General features: G+C 53.3%; 15 protein-coding genes. 6 read left to right on the forward strand and 9 right to left on the reverse strand.

Annotated features, from left to right (window positions below; all coding sequences use genetic code 11):
- Window positions 1-36: 36 nt before the first annotated feature.
- Both HMPREF1508_RS08565 and HMPREF1508_RS08570 read right to left on the reverse strand, forming a co-directional pair.
- On the reverse strand, window positions 37-2,811 hold the full coding sequence (locus HMPREF1508_RS08565; protein WP_044961161.1) for a heavy metal translocating P-type ATPase: 2,775 nt from the start codon (window positions 2,809-2,811) through the stop codon (window positions 37-39).
- Between the two features lie 101 nt (window positions 2,812-2,912).
- The gene (locus tag HMPREF1508_RS08570) at window positions 2,913-3,233 is read right to left on the reverse strand and encodes a metal-sensing transcriptional repressor (protein WP_044961245.1); all 321 of its coding nucleotides are present in this window, start codon (window positions 3,231-3,233) and stop codon (window positions 2,913-2,915) included.
- A 266-nt stretch (window positions 3,234-3,499) separates the two neighbouring features.
- Here HMPREF1508_RS08570 and HMPREF1508_RS08575 point away from each other — a divergent pair, with 266 nt between their 5' ends.
- The 5 genes from HMPREF1508_RS08575 (at window position 3,500) to HMPREF1508_RS08595 (ending at window position 8,215) form a co-directional block, all read left to right on the forward strand.
- A complete protein-coding gene (locus tag HMPREF1508_RS08575; RefSeq protein WP_044961163.1) occupies window positions 3,500-5,389 on the forward strand; it encodes an ABC transporter ATP-binding protein in 1,890 nt (629 codons plus the stop codon).
- Window positions 5,376-7,136 (forward strand): ABC transporter ATP-binding protein, encoded by a 1,761-nt coding sequence (locus tag HMPREF1508_RS08580; RefSeq protein WP_044961164.1) that lies wholly within the window; start codon window positions 5,376-5,378, stop codon window positions 7,134-7,136. Before HMPREF1508_RS08575 ends, HMPREF1508_RS08580 begins: the two co-directional genes overlap by 14 nt.
- A gap of 38 nt (window positions 7,137-7,174) precedes the next feature.
- Window positions 7,175-7,501, forward strand: coding sequence for a hypothetical protein (locus HMPREF1508_RS08585; protein WP_044961167.1), 327 nt, complete (start codon window positions 7,175-7,177; stop codon window positions 7,499-7,501).
- Window positions 7,502-7,733: 232 nt separating this feature from the next.
- Complete coding sequence (locus HMPREF1508_RS08590) at window positions 7,734-7,994, forward strand: hypothetical protein (RefSeq protein ID WP_044961169.1); 261 nt, start codon at window positions 7,734-7,736, stop codon at window positions 7,992-7,994.
- A gap of 35 nt (window positions 7,995-8,029) precedes the next feature.
- The gene (locus tag HMPREF1508_RS08595) at window positions 8,030-8,215 is read left to right on the forward strand and encodes a hypothetical protein (RefSeq protein ID WP_044961171.1); all 186 of its coding nucleotides are present in this window, start codon (window positions 8,030-8,032) and stop codon (window positions 8,213-8,215) included.
- A gap of 116 nt (window positions 8,216-8,331) precedes the next feature.
- Here the strand turns inward: HMPREF1508_RS08595 and HMPREF1508_RS08600 are convergent, their stop codons facing one another.
- The 7 genes from HMPREF1508_RS08600 to HMPREF1508_RS08630 all read right to left on the reverse strand — a co-directional run bounded on the left by HMPREF1508_RS08600 (window position 8,332) and on the right by HMPREF1508_RS08630 (window position 13,668).
- Window positions 8,332-9,066 (reverse strand): hypothetical protein, encoded by a 735-nt coding sequence (locus HMPREF1508_RS08600; RefSeq protein ID WP_044961173.1) that lies wholly within the window; start codon window positions 9,064-9,066, stop codon window positions 8,332-8,334.
- A gap of 9 nt (window positions 9,067-9,075) precedes the next feature.
- Complete coding sequence (locus tag HMPREF1508_RS08605) at window positions 9,076-9,765, reverse strand: ABC transporter ATP-binding protein (RefSeq protein ID WP_044961174.1); 690 nt, start codon at window positions 9,763-9,765, stop codon at window positions 9,076-9,078.
- Complete coding sequence (locus HMPREF1508_RS08610) at window positions 9,762-10,112, reverse strand: GntR family transcriptional regulator (RefSeq protein ID WP_044961175.1); 351 nt, start codon at window positions 10,110-10,112, stop codon at window positions 9,762-9,764. The genes HMPREF1508_RS08605 and HMPREF1508_RS08610 overlap by 4 nt, the downstream gene beginning before the upstream one ends.
- Window positions 10,113-10,501: 389 nt before the next feature.
- Window positions 10,502-10,969 (reverse strand): hypothetical protein, encoded by a 468-nt coding sequence (locus HMPREF1508_RS08615; protein ID WP_044961176.1) that lies wholly within the window; start codon window positions 10,967-10,969, stop codon window positions 10,502-10,504.
- Window positions 10,970-11,116: 147 nt separating this feature from the next.
- Window positions 11,117-11,392 (reverse strand): hypothetical protein, encoded by a 276-nt coding sequence (locus tag HMPREF1508_RS08620; RefSeq protein WP_006905656.1) that lies wholly within the window; start codon window positions 11,390-11,392, stop codon window positions 11,117-11,119.
- 228 nt (window positions 11,393-11,620) lie between these two features.
- On the reverse strand, window positions 11,621-13,288 hold the full coding sequence (locus HMPREF1508_RS08625; protein WP_044961178.1) for a Na+/H+ antiporter NhaC family protein: 1,668 nt from the start codon (window positions 13,286-13,288) through the stop codon (window positions 11,621-11,623).
- A gap of 62 nt (window positions 13,289-13,350) precedes the next feature.
- Entirely contained in the window at window positions 13,351-13,668 is a 318-nt protein-coding gene (locus HMPREF1508_RS08630; RefSeq protein ID WP_044961179.1) for a NifB/NifX family molybdenum-iron cluster-binding protein, read from the reverse strand.
- A 322-nt stretch (window positions 13,669-13,990) separates the two neighbouring features.
- Between HMPREF1508_RS08630 and HMPREF1508_RS08640 the strand changes: the two genes are divergently transcribed.
- On the forward strand, window positions 13,991-14,953 hold the full coding sequence (locus HMPREF1508_RS08640) for a histidine phosphatase family protein (RefSeq protein ID WP_044961181.1): 963 nt from the start codon (window positions 13,991-13,993) through the stop codon (window positions 14,951-14,953).
- Window positions 14,954-14,985: the final 32 nt, after the last annotated feature.

A 14,985-nucleotide genomic window follows, 5' to 3' on the forward strand; every position in this document is an offset into this window, starting at 1 on the left:
CTGCTTTTCACCTGAAACCGCCCCCGAAAAATGCCTTTATCCTTCCAGTGACACGAACTCGTAGTCCCTGTCCTCGATGGCCGCCTTGATGGCCGCCTCGTCAACCGGCTTGGACTCCTCCAGAATTGCCGTCCCCGCCTCGTGGCTGACCTCGGCGCTCTCAACACCGTCAAGGGCCTCCAGGGCCTTCTTGACTGTGGCCTCGCAGTGCTCACACATCATTCCCTTGATTCTTACTGTCTGCTTCATCATATCTTCCTTTCTTTCGGCAGCGCCTGCTGCCCGGCTCTCTTCTCTTCCCGCCGAAGCATCTGTCTTCTGATCCTCGGCAGATTTCTCCACCTGCACACCTGCGTTCTGACCTCCGGCAATTTTCTTTGCCTGCTCCTTCGTCTTCTTCTGTCCCGCAGGCGTCAGCATATCCGCAATCACCCCGTGCAGGGCCTGACGGCTGACCTCGTGCCTGCCGGCTCTGTCTCCCTTCGTATTATAAACCTGAAAGAGATTGAGGCGAAGGGCGTTTCCCACGACGAAGACACTGGAAAAAGCCATGGCGGCCGCGCCGAACATGGGATTTAAGGTCAGTCCGAAGGCCGCCACATAGCAGCCCGCCGCCAGGGGGATCCCGATTACATTGTAGAAGAAAGCCCAGAAGAGGTTCTCATGAATGTTGCGAAGAGTCGCTCTGGACAGGCGAATAGCCGCAGGCACATCAGTCAGCCTGGAGTTCATCAAAACCAGGTCGGCCGCGTCGATAGCCACGTCCGTACCGGCACCGATGGCAATGCCGGAGTCGGCCTTGGTTAAGGCGGGCGCGTCGTTGATCCCGTCGCCGACCATGGCCACCTTTCCCAAAGTCTGCAGAGACCGGATGGCCTGCTCCTTGCCCTCGGGCAAAACGCCTGCCACGACGTCATCCAGGCCCGCCTGCCCGGCAATGGCCGCCGCCGTTTTCGCGTTGTCCCCGGTCAGCATGACGACGCGGATTCCCATCCGCTTGAGCTGGGTGATTGCCTCCGGAGATTCCTCCTTAATCACATCCGCCACGCCGATCAGGCCCAGAAGTTTTCCCTTTTTGGCAAATGCCAGCGGGGTTTTTCCCATGGATGCCAGGGCGTCGGCCTCCGCGTAAATTCTGTCGCTGATCTCTGTCTGACCGGACATATAGCTGATGGATCCGCCAGAGACAGGTTCCCCGGCGATCCTGGCAGACAGGCCATTTCCTGGTAAAATCTCAAAATCCTCCGCCGCCTGCGCTGTCAGATGTCGCTTGTTGCCGTAGTCGACGACAGCCTTGGCCAGGGGATGTTCCGACTTGGCCTCCAGGGAGAGGGCAGCTGTCAGAAGTTCTTCCTCACCGGCCCCCTCCGCGGGGATCAGATCCGTCACCTGGGGGCTGCCCTGGGTGATGGTCCCGGTCTTATCCAATGCCACGATCTGAGTTCTTCCGGCCTCCTCTAAGGATGTCGCGTTCTTAAAGAGGATGCCCGACCTGGCTCCCTTGCCGTTGCCGACCATGATAGCGACGGGAGTTGCCAGACCCAGGGCGCAGGGGCAGGAAATAACGAGCACCGCGATCGCTCTGGAAAGGGCGTATCCCAGATCGGCGCCGACCAAAAGCCATACGATCAAGGTGACCAGGGCGATGGCGATAACAAGGGGGACGAAGACGCCTGAGACCCTGTCCGCGATCTTGGCGATCGGGGCCTTGGAGGCGGAGGCGTCGGAGACCATCTGGATGATCTGACTCAGGCTGGTATCGGCGCCCACGCGGGTGGCCTTCGCCCTGAGGAAGCCGGACTTGTTGATGGTGGCCGCAGAGATGCTGTCTCCGGCATTTTTGTCCACAGGGATGGACTCCCCGGTCAGAGCGGACTCATCCACAGCAGAGATCCCCTCGAGAACGAGACCGTCCACAGGGACATTTTCTCCCGGGCGAACAAGGAAAATATCGCCGACAGCCACCTGTTCGACAGGGACAAGAGCCTCTTTTTCTCTGCCGTTTGCGTCGGTTCTGACAACAGTGGCCTCCTTGGGGGCCAGCTTCATCAGGCTCTTGAGCGCATCGGTGGTCCGCCCCTTGGAATAGGACTCCAGCGTCTTCCCGACCGTAATCAGGGCCAGGATCATAGCCGCGCCCTCGAAGTAGAGATTGTCCATCCAGTACATGACGGCGGCGCTGTCATTTTTCACGACAGCGTCCGTCATCATAAAGGTGGCGAAGAGGGACCAGCCGAACGAAGCCGCGGATCCCATGGCCACCAGAGTATCCATATTACTGCCCCCGTGCAGAACAGCCCGAAACCCGTTGACAAAGAATTTGCGGTTGATGATCATGACGCAGATGGCCAGAAGCATCTGCACCAGAGCCATGGCCACATGGTTGCCGACGAAAAAGGGGGGAAGGGGCCAGCCGAACATCATGTGCCCCATGGAAAAGTACATGAGGACTAAGAGGAAGCCGACGGAGCTGACCAGGCGGCGGATCATCCTGGGGGTCTCAAGGTCCTTAAGGAGAGCCTCCTCCTGACTCATGGCGCTTTCCAAAGCCGTCCGGCCCTTCTGATCCGCTGCTGCCCCGGCCAAACCTGCGCCGGTATCTCCTCCGCTCAGCCGCCTGGCCCCATAACCCGCTCTCTCAACAGCTGCGACTATTTCCGCCTCAGAGGCCTCTCCCTCGACCGTCATGGAATTGGTCAGGAGATTGACGACCGCGTGGTCGACATGGTCCAGCTGATTCACCGCCTTCTCGACGCGGGCCTGACAGGCGGCGCAGGACATGCCTGTAACCGCGTATTTTCCCTTACTCATGCTTCGCTCCTCTCTGCAGAATACTGTCGCGGGACAGGGCTTTTACGCTGACACAGCTCTGAAAACCATCCCGTCCGGCGTATCAGCCCGACATGTCTGCCCTAGCGCATCAGTCTCCGTAGAAGATTCGTCAAATCCTCCACGGTCCCTTCCTTGTCTGCCTTGATATCATCCACAACACAGGTCTTGAGATGGTTCTCCAGAAGGACCCGCTGAAAGGCATTCAGCGCGCTGGAGGCCGCCTGGGCCTGGGTCAGAATATCGGGACAATAGGCCTTCTCCTCGACCATGCGCTTAAGCCCTCTGATCTGTCCCTCAATCCGGTTCAGGCGGCAGATCAGGTCTCTGTCCTCTTCCGGATCCCGCTCCTTGGTGCGGCAGCAATCAGGCTGTCTTTCCTCTGCAAGTCTCTTTCCTTTCATAATAGTCGCTCCTGTTTCCTTTAATCCCATAAGATCCTCTGCCGCATATCTCTCTTATATCTCTCCTGTCATGATACCCCTCTCGGGTATCATTAATATATACCCCATATAGGTATGCTGCAAGTTGTCAGCACAACATTTCCCCTATTTTTAAAATATTTCTGCTCTCCCCCTTTCTTCGGGTTAACATCAGTCCTCCCTCTCTCCATTCCCTTTTACCTGTGCTAAAATGACGAAGATCGGTATTTATTTATGAAGGAATTGTTATGTCAAGACTTCTGCGGTTCTTCCGCCACTATAAAAAAGAGACCCTGCTCGCCCCCCTCTTCAAGTTATTTGAGGCCCTTATGAATCTCCTGGTTCCCCTGGTGGTCGCCCGTATCATTGACCAGGGAATTGCCGCCTCCAACAGGCTCCTGATCATCCGCTCTTTTATCTTTCTGATCGTCTTAGCTGTGGCCGGCATGCTCTTCGCCTTCGTGGCCCAGTGGTTCGCCGCCAAGTCCAGTGTGGGCTTTACCACAGAGATGCGCCAGGAGCTCTTCGATCACATCCAGTCCCTCTCCTACACAGAACTGGATACCCTGGGCACGGATACCCTCATCACACGGATGACCTCTGACGCCAACCAGGTCCAGGCCGGTATCAATATGGCCCTTCGCCTCTTGCTGCGAAGTCCCCTCATCGTCCTTGGATCCATCCTCATGGCTTTCACCATCGACGCCAAGTCCGCTTTGATCTTCCTTGTGGCGACTCTTGTTCTCTTCGCTGTAGTCTTCGCCATCATGCTGGTCTCGATTCCCCTCTTTCGCAAATCGCAAAGAGCTCTGGACCGGCTGCTCGGCATCACCCGCGAAAACCTGTCCGGTGTCCGGGTCATCCGCGCTTTCTGCAAGGAAGAGGCCGAGATTCAGGAATTCGATGAGAGAAATGCCTATCTGACCAGGACCAACGAGTTCGTAGGCCGTCTGTCTGCCCTCATGAACCCCGCCAGCTTCCTGATCGTCAACATCTCCATCATCCTCCTCATCCAGCTGGGCGCCGTTCGCGTCAATGCCGGGAGCATGGAACAGGGACAGGTAGTCGCCCTCTACAACTATATGGCTGCCATCATCATTGAGCTGATCAAGTTCGCTTCTCTGCTTGTCTCCATCAACAAGTCCTTAGCCTGCGCGGATCGGATTGCAGATGTCTTCGATATCCAATCCTCCATGACATATCCCCCGGCGATTGCCGCCGCAGCCCAGGACAACAGTGCGTCCGCTTCCACAGACATGACGTCTGGTAATCCCGACGCATCCGGCCCCGCGGACAGACCCTCTGCAGTCCCGGATGGATCCGGCGCGGACGCTGTTCGCTTTACGGACGTCAGCCTGACCTACGCCGGCAGTGACGAGACTGCGCTCGAGGATATTTCCTTCTCCGTCAGGCGCGGACAGACCATCGGCATCATCGGGTCAACCGGCAGCGGTAAGTCCTCCCTGGTCAACCTGATCCCCCGCTTCTATGACGCGACCAGGGGTCGGGTGGATGTCTTGGGCAGAGATGTCAGGGATTACCCAAAGGGAGACCTGATCGCCAAAATCGGCGTCGTCCCCCAGAAAGCTCTTCTCTTCGAGGGAAGCATCCGTGACAATCTCCTCTGGAGCCAGGCTGACGCCACAGACGAGGAACTCTGGGAGGCCATCGCCGCCGCCCAGGCCACGGAAGTAGTAAAGGGCAAGGAGGGCGGCCTGGATGCTCTCATTGAACAGGGCGGCCGCAACCTCTCCGGCGGCCAGAAGCAGCGTCTGACCATCGCCAGAGCCCTGGTTAAAAAGCCGGAGCTTCTCATCATGGATGACTCCGCCTCCGCCCTGGATTTCGCCACTGACGCAGCCCTGCGACAGGCGATCCGAAAAATGGCCGGCAGTCTGACCATTTTCATCGTCTCCCAGCGGGCCTCCTCCATTCGCAGCGCGGACAGGATCCTGCTCTTAGACGACGGCAGGCTGGTCGGCAGCGGAAATCATGAAGAACTCCTGGCAAAAAATCAGATCTATCAGGAAATCTACTACTCTCAGTTCCCGGAGGAAAAACCGAACCGCCCGCCCTCCGATGAGACAGCTTCCATCACTTCTACTCAAGGAAAGGAGGCCTCGGATGAAGACAAATAAGAGCGATCAAAGCGTCTCCTTTACAGCCAGCTTCGGCAAGGTCATGCGGGTCATCGGCCACCAAAGGCGGCTCCTTGCCGCGAGCGTATTCTTCGCGGCAGTCAGCGTCATCCTTCAGCTCTATATTCCCATGCTCTTCGGCGACGCCATCGATTATATCGCGGCTAAAAACCGGGTGGATTTTGCCATGGTCGCCGCCTTTATGGGGCGAATCCTCCTTTTGACCGCGATTGCCGCCGCCGCCACCTGGTTGATGAACATCATCAACAACCGGCTTGCTTATCGGACAGTTCAGGAGATCCGCAGCCGCGCCATCCGCAAGATTCAGAGACTTCCTCTCTCCTTTTTAGACGCCAACTCCGAGGGCGACTTGGTCCAGCGGGTCATCGCGGACGTCGACCAGATCTCAGACGGACTGATCCTGGGCTTTACCCAATTCTTCTCCGGCCTGATCATGATCGTCATCACCATCGCCTTTATGTTCTCCAGGAGCCGGGTCATTTCCCTGATGGTCCTTTTTTTAACCCCTCTCTCCTTCTTCCTGGCCCGCTTTATTTCCACCCATACCTATGCCATGTTCAACGAGATGACCAGGGTGCGGGGACAGCAGACGGCCCTTGTGGGAGAGATGATCGGCGGGGAAAAGCTGGTATCGGCCTTCGCCTACCAGAGTCGGGCCTCCAGGCGCTTTGATGCCATCAACCGCGACTTGCAGCAGTCGACGGTCAGAGCGATCTTCTACTCCTCCTTGGCCAATCCCGGCACAAGGGCTGTCAATGCCATCAACTATGCCCTTGTCGCCCTCGTGGGAGCCTTTACCATCCTGCAGGGAGGGCTGACGGTCGGCGGGCTGACCATCCTTCTGACTTACACCAACCAGTACACCAAGCCCTTTAATGACCTCTCCATGGTCTACACGGAGCTGCAGAATGCCATGGCCTGCGCCGCCCGCGTCTTCTATCTGATTGAGGCCGAGCCGGAATCGGAGGACGTCAGAGAAGAACTGCCTCCTGCAACCGGGCGCGTGGACATAGAGCATGTGAACTTCTCTTATTCGCCCGACAGACCCCTGATTGAAGATTTTGACCTGCATGTCAGCCCGGGACAGACCATCGCCATCGTCGGCCCCACCGGCTGCGGCAAAACCACCCTGATCAACCTGCTCATGCGCTTCTATGACGTCAACTCCGGCTCCATCATGATGGATGGCAAAGACATCCGGTCCGTCAGCCGTCACTCCCTGCGCAGGTCCTACGGCATGGTCCTGCAGGAATCCTGGTTGAGAAACGCCAGTCTCCGTGACAATATTGCCCTTGGGAAGGCCGATGCCAGCGACGAAGAGATCATTGCCGCCTGTAAAAAGGCCCATTCCTGGGACTTCATCCGACGTCTCCCCCGAAAGCTGGATACCATCGTCCACGAAGATGATCTGAGCCAGGGGCAGAGACAGCTGCTCTGCATCAGCCGGGTCATGCTCTGCATGCCCCCCATGCTGATCTTAGATGAGGCGACCTCTTCCATCGACACCCGCACAGAGATCCTGATCCAGGCCGCTTTCGACCAGCTCATGGCCGGTCGAACCTCTTTCATTGTGGCCCACCGCTTATCCACCGTCCGCAATGCCGATCTGATCCTGGTAATGAAGGACGGCCACATTGTCGAGCAGGGAAGACATGAGGACCTGATTGCCGCCAATGGCTTTTATACCAGGCTCTACCAGGCCCAGTTCGCCGGTATTTCCATCTAGGCATGTGAAAACAATTGTGAGAACAATAAGGAGAACATATGATACATCGCAGGGAACTTCTCGATCTGAGTTTCTATGAGAGCTCTGCCTTCACCGGCAGCTGCGGCAGCATGTGCTACCGGATTGCCATGGTCAATGAGAATGGCTGCAAGCTCCTGGATGCCTGCAGCTGGCTCGGTCCCTATGCCTATCCTCAGACCGACCCCTCCGGGATGACCCATCACCGGGCGGATTTCTCTGAGGAAGGCATGGAAGAGCTGACCCGCTGGCTCAACGGGCAGGTCAATAAATATCCGGATCAGATGCCCGGTATTCTTGATGTCGATCCCTATCAGCCTCCTGCCCCAGAAGTGGATGAGGACTGATCGAATCATTGATTTTCTCTACAAAATCCCGAACCAGCCGAATTGTCTCTTCTGCAGACCTTTCAAGCTGACCCGGGATTTTTGTCCTATCTATTCTATTATATGAAGAATTGTACAAAATTTAAAGACTGCACATCTCCCAAAAAAAGTGCTATTGATTAATATAGATTTACAGGTTGAAAGGAGCATCAAAACATTTCCTGCGATATTTCAAAAAGGGGGACGAAAGACAATGGATCTCTGGAGGGAAGTATTCACAACATACAACTATCAGGAATTCAGCCGAATGGAGGATGCGCTCACGGAACACGGAATTCCCTACCGCTGTAAATATGAGGACTGTTCCGCCGTCAGCCACAAGAGCTTCTTTGGCTCCAGGACCTCATTCATCATGCGCAACCTTCCTGATAAGATCCTCTATAAGATCTCGGTCAAAGAATCCGATATGGACTTTGTCGCGTCCCTTGCCCCTTCACTTCGTTTTATCAGCTAGACTGTGATCGGGCGCGGACCGGAAAGGAGCTTCCCATGACATATCTGAAAAATCATTACCAGATCATCTCCTTTCTCTTCTTGTCGGTCGTCCTCTTCGCCGCCTTTGCCCTTGGCCTGGTGCCGGAAGAACACCGGCTTCTGGCCACAGTTCTGGGCATTGCGGTTGTCTTATTGATCGACCAGCTGATCAAAGACCTCTCTCACCGCATCTCTGATTAAGCCAGACGCAACGATGTGAAAAGAAGGACCTCCGATCTCCTAATTGCGGGATCGGAAGTCCTTCTTTTTCATTTGTTCATGACAATGGAATATTCGTAAGGCGTATATTCCATTGTTTATACGCTCAGCTTCTTCTCCATCAGATAACTGCCCGCCAGATAGAATAAGACGGCGCAGATCAGACTGTAGACTGCCTGAAAGAGGCCAAAAAGACCACTCGGCGCCAGTTGCCTGATCAGGCAATTGCTAATTCCGATAAAGAGGCTCAGAATTCCCATGAAAATCAGAAGGCTGATAAGCATGGACCCCTTGCGCCCGTTCAAAAGGGTGGCCTGCACAATAATCGCCAGATAAGCGGCAGTAATGACAGAGAACCAGGCGATCAGGTAGATGGTCATCATTTTTGCCATCATTGTGACATCGGCAAAACCGAATCGAAACTGCATCATAGTTTCTATATCAAAGCGCACGCCTTTTCTAACCAGGGCGAGGAAGAGATCCAGAGCTCCCAAAACCATATAAAAAGCCCAAACCATCAAGAGAGACAGTCCATTCTCCAGAACCTTGGCCCCCAGAATCTGATAACTGCTGCGAGGAGTCATGAAGAGCATATAGCTCTGCTTAGAATTTAATTCCCTGTACAAGAGATCTATGCTCCTGAGCCCGCAGATCAGGCAGGCAAAAATCGCGGTCATAGACAAGCCCACCCCGGCAGTCAAAAACAGGGGTTCCGATCGAAAATTATCGATCAGTGACAGCAGATAGATGATCTCAAAGAGGCCGGTAAAAAGCAGAAAGAAAACTTTCACAAAAGAGGTCTTACGCAATTCATATTTCAATAACTTACTCATTCTATCCTCCTATGCCATCAGCCTGCGGTAGTAATCTGCCAGAGATATTCCCTTCCTGCTTCTCAGATCCTCTACATCAGCCAGTTCCAGCAGATGCCCGTTCTGAATGAAGATGGCCTTGCTGACCACTGCCTCCATTTCCTCTACCAGGTGGCTGGACAATACCAGGGTGACATCCGGCGAAACCGACTCTAAGATGATTCCCATTATCTTATCCCTTGCAATCAGATCAATCCCATTCAAGGGCTCGTCAAGCAGATAGAGTCTGGCCTCCCTGGACATGGTAACCGCAATCTTAAGTTTTGCCATCATCCCAGAGGACAGCGCCCTCACCTTTGTCGTATGTTCCAGCTCCATTTTCCCAAGCAATTGCAGGTAGCGATCCATCCGAAAATCATCAAAGAAGTCCTGATAATAATTTCCCACATCCTCCGCAGTCATCCAGCTGTAAAAATAGGGCTCTGTGGACATGTAGGCGATCTTACTCCTGCTCATCCAGTTGATCGGGCCATCCTCAAAGAAAATCTCTCCTCCGCTCGGCTTGGTCAGCCCTGCGACAATCTTCATCCATGTGGTCTTGCCGCTTCCGTTCTCTCCAAGAAGAGCATAGACCTGTCCCTGTTCCAGATCGAAGCTCACATCGCAAAGCGCCTGCTTTCCTCCGAACTTCTTGCTGATATTTTGCGTCTTAAGAATCATAATGCCTCCTTAACCATCGCCAGAATCTCTTCCTTACCAAATCCCATCTCCCGCATGCTGCTGACAAAACGGTCTATGTTCTCCTCTGCCATCTCCCTGCGAATCCGCTCGGCTAAGTCCCCGTCTTCTCTGACAAATGTTCCAAGGCCCCGCCTGCTGATACAGACACCTTCACTCTCCAGAACCTGATAGACTCTGGCTGCGGTATTGGGATTGATTTGGTAGAGCAGAGCCAGCTCCCGACCAGAGGGAAGCTTGTCTCCTGGAAGCCTCCGCCCCGCTACAATGTCCTGTTTGATAGCCTCAGACACTTGCAGATAGATCGGAATCGAAGAATCAAACTGCATCGTTCCTCCTTTCTAGTTTACTAGTATATTAGTACACTATTTCAATAGAGTCAAGACTCATTTTTCTGGATTCCGCATTCTTGCGTATCCGCACTGGGATTACGCTTTTGTTTGGAAAGGCTTTGAAGAAATTTTTTTCTTCCGAAAAACAGAGGGCTGAAGGGGATTCGATCGAGAATAGAGGGTTTTTGATCGAGAGATAAATAAAAGCGGTCTGCCGACGGTGCTACATACACTCGCCAGAGCCGCTTTCGTTATCTGAGATATGAAATATTGTGCCCACAGATAAGAGCATTGCCGCCATATAGCAGGTTCTGTCCTATCACCCTCTTATCTGGGGTCTTGGATCGGATTCCAATTCCTTCTGAAATTAAAACAGAATATGTATTTTAGAGACCTGCCTTAAAGAATTTACGGAAAGCGGATACTTCCTCTGAGGACTGGGTCACGGCGACAGAGTACTTTGCCCCGCGATTAATACCCGGCTCATAGGTTACGGGTACAAACTGATAGGAGGCCTGGCTGTTTTTCACGACACAATAGCCTGTCCATGAGGCCTCTGTCTTAGATCCGTTCTCTCTGTTGAAAAACTCCGGCTGTTCATATTTCGTCAAATCCGCTTCCACTGCAATTACCACTACTTCTCCCGGCTTATATCCGACAATATAATTGCTGTGCACATTGACCTCCACAACAACGGCATTGTGATAGTCTTCCATATGGCAGTAGATTAACTTGTAGTCGTCTCCGTTCGGGACAAGAGAATTGAAGATTTCCCGCATTCTCGCCTTGTTTTTCCGATTGTCCTCATCAGAGGCTCCGGTTGCCATTTTCTTGACAAAATCAAATACACCCATTTTTTCACTTCTCCTTTTTCATGTTTGTGAATGCTTCCTGTGTAAGTTGTTACCATTATATCGAAACACTGACAAATCAGAAACAGCATCCCCTCGATCATCCGGCGGAAATTCCCCCTCTTCCGATCCATTGATGCAGCGGAATCATTATCCCTGCAGTCCTCTGGTCTGCCGATCCATATCCTCTACAACGATATCATAGATCTCTCCCTGACTTCTGCAGTACTCCAGTACCTTCCAGGGTTCATTGGTGTGAAAGTGCAGCTTGACCGGGTCACCGTCACCGCCCACACAGAGAAGCTCATCCCCCGTAAAGTGGTCCGCGATATAATCTCTCACATCATCCGCATCCAGATCTTCATCATAACCATCTAAGAGAAGCTGGGTGTCATAGCGAAATTCAATTGATTGTTCTGGCAACATAAGAAAATTCCTCCTTAGCAAGTAAATCTATCGTAACTAAGTAACTTCCATTATAACTAAGTATAATCCGTCATAGTCAGCCGAATCCGGCCTGCCGGAAGCAGTCTGCTTCCATGCAATAGATCAGATGATTCTTCACGCAGGATCTTTTACATGGAATCAAGCCTCCTTGACAAGGATAACAATAGCATGCTCGCAAAACACACATCCCCTGTATCCTGGTCCTTTTTAAACCTTCTCTCTTTTTGCTTTCCCTGCCGTATGCTCAATGGGCTCGACCCCCGTGATCTGCTCAATGACCCGCAGGGTAATCAGCATGAGGATCACCGCAATGGGAAGACAGAGAAAGACATTCTTCACAAAACCGCTGATCACATAGGAGACAAAGGATACTGCCGCTACCGTAATGGCATAGGGCAGCTGGGTAGAGACATGATTGACATGGTGGCACTGGGCTCCGGCAGAGGACATAATCGTCGTATCGGAAATGGGAGAACAGTGATCACCGGCAACCGCGCCCGCCAGACAGGATGCAATGGATATCACCATCATCTGGCCGCTTGGGAAAACGCCGACCACAATCGGAATCAGAATAGAGAAGGTCCCCCAGGAGGTCCCGGTCGCGAAGGCTAAAGCCGCGGCCACCAGGAAAATAACCGCCGGAAGCAGAGACTGCAGGGCCGCCGCATTTCCGGCCACCATGGTAGATACGAACTGGTCAGCCCCCAAGAGATTGGTCATGCCGGACAGAGTCCAGGCGAAGGTCAGAATCAGGATAGGGGAGATCATTGCCTTGAATCCCTCGACAAAGCAATTCATAAATTCAGTAAAGCTGATAACATCCCGATACATATAGAAAAAGAAGGTAAAGGCCAGGGCAGCGAAGCCTCCCATGACAAGGCCCCTGGAAGCGGACGCATTGGCAAAAGCATCTATAAAGTTGACACCTGAAAAGAAGCCGCCAGTGTAAATCATCCCCACGATACAGGTCGCAATCAAAACGACAACCGGAAGAACCAGGTCAATCACCCGTCCTCTGGGGCTGACAAAATTCCCATTGTCATCTTTGTAGTCCCGCTCCGGTGTCGTATAGAGGTCTCCATGCAAAAGCGCATTCATTTCATGCTCCCGCATAGGGCCAAAATCGACGCGGCGAATAGACAGATAGAGCATGGTAATGATGGTTAGGAGAGCATAAAAATTGAAGGGAATCGTGTTGAGAAAGGTCACAAATCCGTTAATTCCGCTGCCGTCCGGCACAGAAGATGTCACGGCCGCCGCCCAGGAAGAAATAGGGGCGATGATGCAGATTGGCGCCGCCGTGGCGTCAATCAGGTAAGCCAGCTTGGCTCTTGAAACCCTATGGGAATCCGTGACGGGCCGCATCACAGAACCGACAGTCAAGCAGTTGAAGTAATCATCGACAAAGATCAGAACACCCAATGCCGTAGTGGCCAGCTGGGCACCAACCCGGGTCTTAATACGGCCGGCGGCCCATTTGCCGAAGGCGGCAGATCCGCCGGCACGGTTCATCATCGCCACCAGAGATCCCAGCATCACCAGAAAAACCAGGATTCCCATGTTTCCCGTGTCAGACAGCTTACTGATCATTCCTCCCTTCTCATTGAAGAAGAGGGTGTTGAGCATAAGTTCCATATTGAAGTTGGCGTAGAGGAGGGCGCCTGTGAAAATCCCCAGCATCAGAGAAGAGTAGACCTCCTTGGTGATCAAAGCCAGGGCAATGGCGATCACAGGCGGCAGCAGGGCCAGGGGACTGGCATATACAGGGCTGACATAGCCCTCCAGCGCTGTCATATCCACCGGATGCATAAAGCTCGCTACAATGAGCACCACAAGGATCACCAGAAAAATGGTTACTGGTATTTTCTTATTCATACGACTCCTTTTCTTCTCTGCCTTTTACTGCTCGCTCTGTTCAGAAATATCCTGCGCCGCTCCTAAAGGGGCGAAAGCTCTCCCCTGGTATAGGCGGCGATGGCTGCGTCTGTCCCCCCGCTGAATCCGTAGAATTCGATTCCCGCTTTCCGCAAAAGCGCCATAGATTTGGGCGCGAAGTCCCTGGCAATCACCCGCTTGATCCGCATGGCAGTCAGCTGATCCACCAGCTGGTCCGCGGGGATATCAAGTGTTGAGAGCATCTGACCGTGTGAGTACTTGCCCGCCTTCACATAGTAGATATTGAAGTAGGACGCCTTCTCAAAACGGGGAATCGGCTTCCCTGCGTCATAAGTGACCGCAACATAGTTCAGTCCCATAGGGATCCTCCTATCCGGCATGCCTGATAAACTCAAAGAGCATTTTATCATATTTATCAGTCCCGGACATGCAAAGAGAAAGGAATAAAACAATGATGAAACCCGGTTTGCCTTCATTCAAATAAGAGTTGTATCTGATATATAATTCGAGTAAGATGCTGTCAGCGCAGAACAAATCCCTGTCAAGCCTCATTTCCAAAGGCGGATGCATCTTTTCCGCAAGACATCGGGGAGCTTAAAAAGATGATGCTTATTTCCAAAAGCGGATGCGTCTTTCCTTTTCACAGATATGGGGATGAGAATACATCAAAAAGGAGCGAACATGAAAATTATATTTGTCCGCCATGCAGAACCCTTCTATGACACGGACACCCTGACAGATAAGGGCAAGCGGGAGGCCGCCCTGCTGGCTGAGCGGGCCAGAGACTGGCAGATCACCCAGGCCTATGTCTCTCCCCTTGGAAGAGCCCAGGATACGGCGCTTCCAACCTTAAAAGCAGACGGCATCCGCCTGGAATGCCACTACCCCACACCCGCGGCCGACGTCATCAAAGATCCCGACCCCAAGGTCTGTCTTGTCTATCCCTGGCTCAGAGAATTTTCCATTCCCATCAACTCCGATATGCATCCCATGAATGCCAGAGTTCCCTGGGATTATCCTCCCTATTACCTGAGTGAGCATCCGGAGCTCTATGACCCCAAAGCCTGGTTCTCCTCATCGATCTACCGCAGCTTCAGCGTTCATGCCTCTACCTTGGACGGAGTCGAGGCGGAACTGACCCCGGAGGTCAGAACGATTTACGGGCAGTACTTCAAGCGCGATCCCAGGAAGACATACATCCAGCAGGAGTATGAATGGGTCTGCGGTCGTTTCGACCAGGTGTTAGCCCAGTGGGGTTACCATAGGGACGGCCTTCACTACCGCACCCGGGGGAATGCCCTACCCACGGACTTAAACATCAAGTCCGATGCCCATACGGTATCCCGCATTGAAAAGCAGGAGGCTGCCATGGAAGCAAGGGGTGTGGAGGAACCGATTCTTGTCTTCTTCTGTCATCTGGGCATCGCCAGTATCCTGATCTCACACCTGATCAATACCACGCCCGCCGTTATGCAGCAGGGCTTCTTCCTCCCCACCTCCTCCGTGACCATCTTCTCCTCCGAGGAACGTATCCCCGGACAGGCGCTCTTCCGCTGCCAGGTGGCCGGTGATACCTCTCACTTAAGAGACGGGGACGAACTCACTTCCTTCTATGGAAGTTTTACCATGCCCTTTCAGGGCTGATCTCTTTGACAGGGCTTTCCCGGGCTTCCTCA

Origin of the sequence: Shuttleworthella sp. MSX8B (genome assembly GCF_000524295.1) — a bacterium.
Taxonomy (GTDB): Bacteria; Bacillota; Clostridia; order Lachnospirales; family Lachnospiraceae; genus Shuttleworthia; species Shuttleworthia satelles.

Coding starts and splice junctions, on each gene's coding strand:
- HMPREF1508_RS08565 (WP_044961161.1), bottom strand. CDS start 2,811: ATGAGTAAGGGAAAATACGCGGTTACAGGCATGTCCTGCGCCGCCTGT.
- HMPREF1508_RS08570 (WP_044961245.1), bottom strand. CDS start 3,233: ATGAAAGGAAAGAGACTTGCAGAGGAAAGACAGCCTGATTGCTGCCGC.
- HMPREF1508_RS08575 (WP_044961163.1), top strand. CDS start 3,500: ATGTCAAGACTTCTGCGGTTCTTCCGCCACTATAAAAAAGAGACCCTG.
- HMPREF1508_RS08580 (WP_044961164.1), top strand. CDS start 5,376: ATGAAGACAAATAAGAGCGATCAAAGCGTCTCCTTTACAGCCAGCTTC.
- HMPREF1508_RS08585 (WP_044961167.1), top strand. CDS start 7,175: ATGATACATCGCAGGGAACTTCTCGATCTGAGTTTCTATGAGAGCTCT.
- HMPREF1508_RS08590 (WP_044961169.1), top strand. CDS start 7,734: ATGGATCTCTGGAGGGAAGTATTCACAACATACAACTATCAGGAATTC.
- HMPREF1508_RS08595 (WP_044961171.1), top strand. CDS start 8,030: ATGACATATCTGAAAAATCATTACCAGATCATCTCCTTTCTCTTCTTG.
- HMPREF1508_RS08600 (WP_044961173.1), bottom strand. CDS start 9,066: ATGAGTAAGTTATTGAAATATGAATTGCGTAAGACCTCTTTTGTGAAA.
- HMPREF1508_RS08605 (WP_044961174.1), bottom strand. CDS start 9,765: ATGATTCTTAAGACGCAAAATATCAGCAAGAAGTTCGGAGGAAAGCAG.
- HMPREF1508_RS08610 (WP_044961175.1), bottom strand. CDS start 10,112: ATGCAGTTTGATTCTTCGATTCCGATCTATCTGCAAGTGTCTGAGGCT.
- HMPREF1508_RS08615 (WP_044961176.1), bottom strand. CDS start 10,969: ATGGGTGTATTTGATTTTGTCAAGAAAATGGCAACCGGAGCCTCTGAT.
- HMPREF1508_RS08620 (WP_006905656.1), bottom strand. CDS start 11,392: ATGTTGCCAGAACAATCAATTGAATTTCGCTATGACACCCAGCTTCTC.
- HMPREF1508_RS08625 (WP_044961178.1), bottom strand. CDS start 13,288: ATGAATAAGAAAATACCAGTAACCATTTTTCTGGTGATCCTTGTGGTG.
- HMPREF1508_RS08630 (WP_044961179.1), bottom strand. CDS start 13,668: ATGGGACTGAACTATGTTGCGGTCACTTATGACGCAGGGAAGCCGATT.
- HMPREF1508_RS08640 (WP_044961181.1), top strand. CDS start 13,991: ATGAAAATTATATTTGTCCGCCATGCAGAACCCTTCTATGACACGGAC.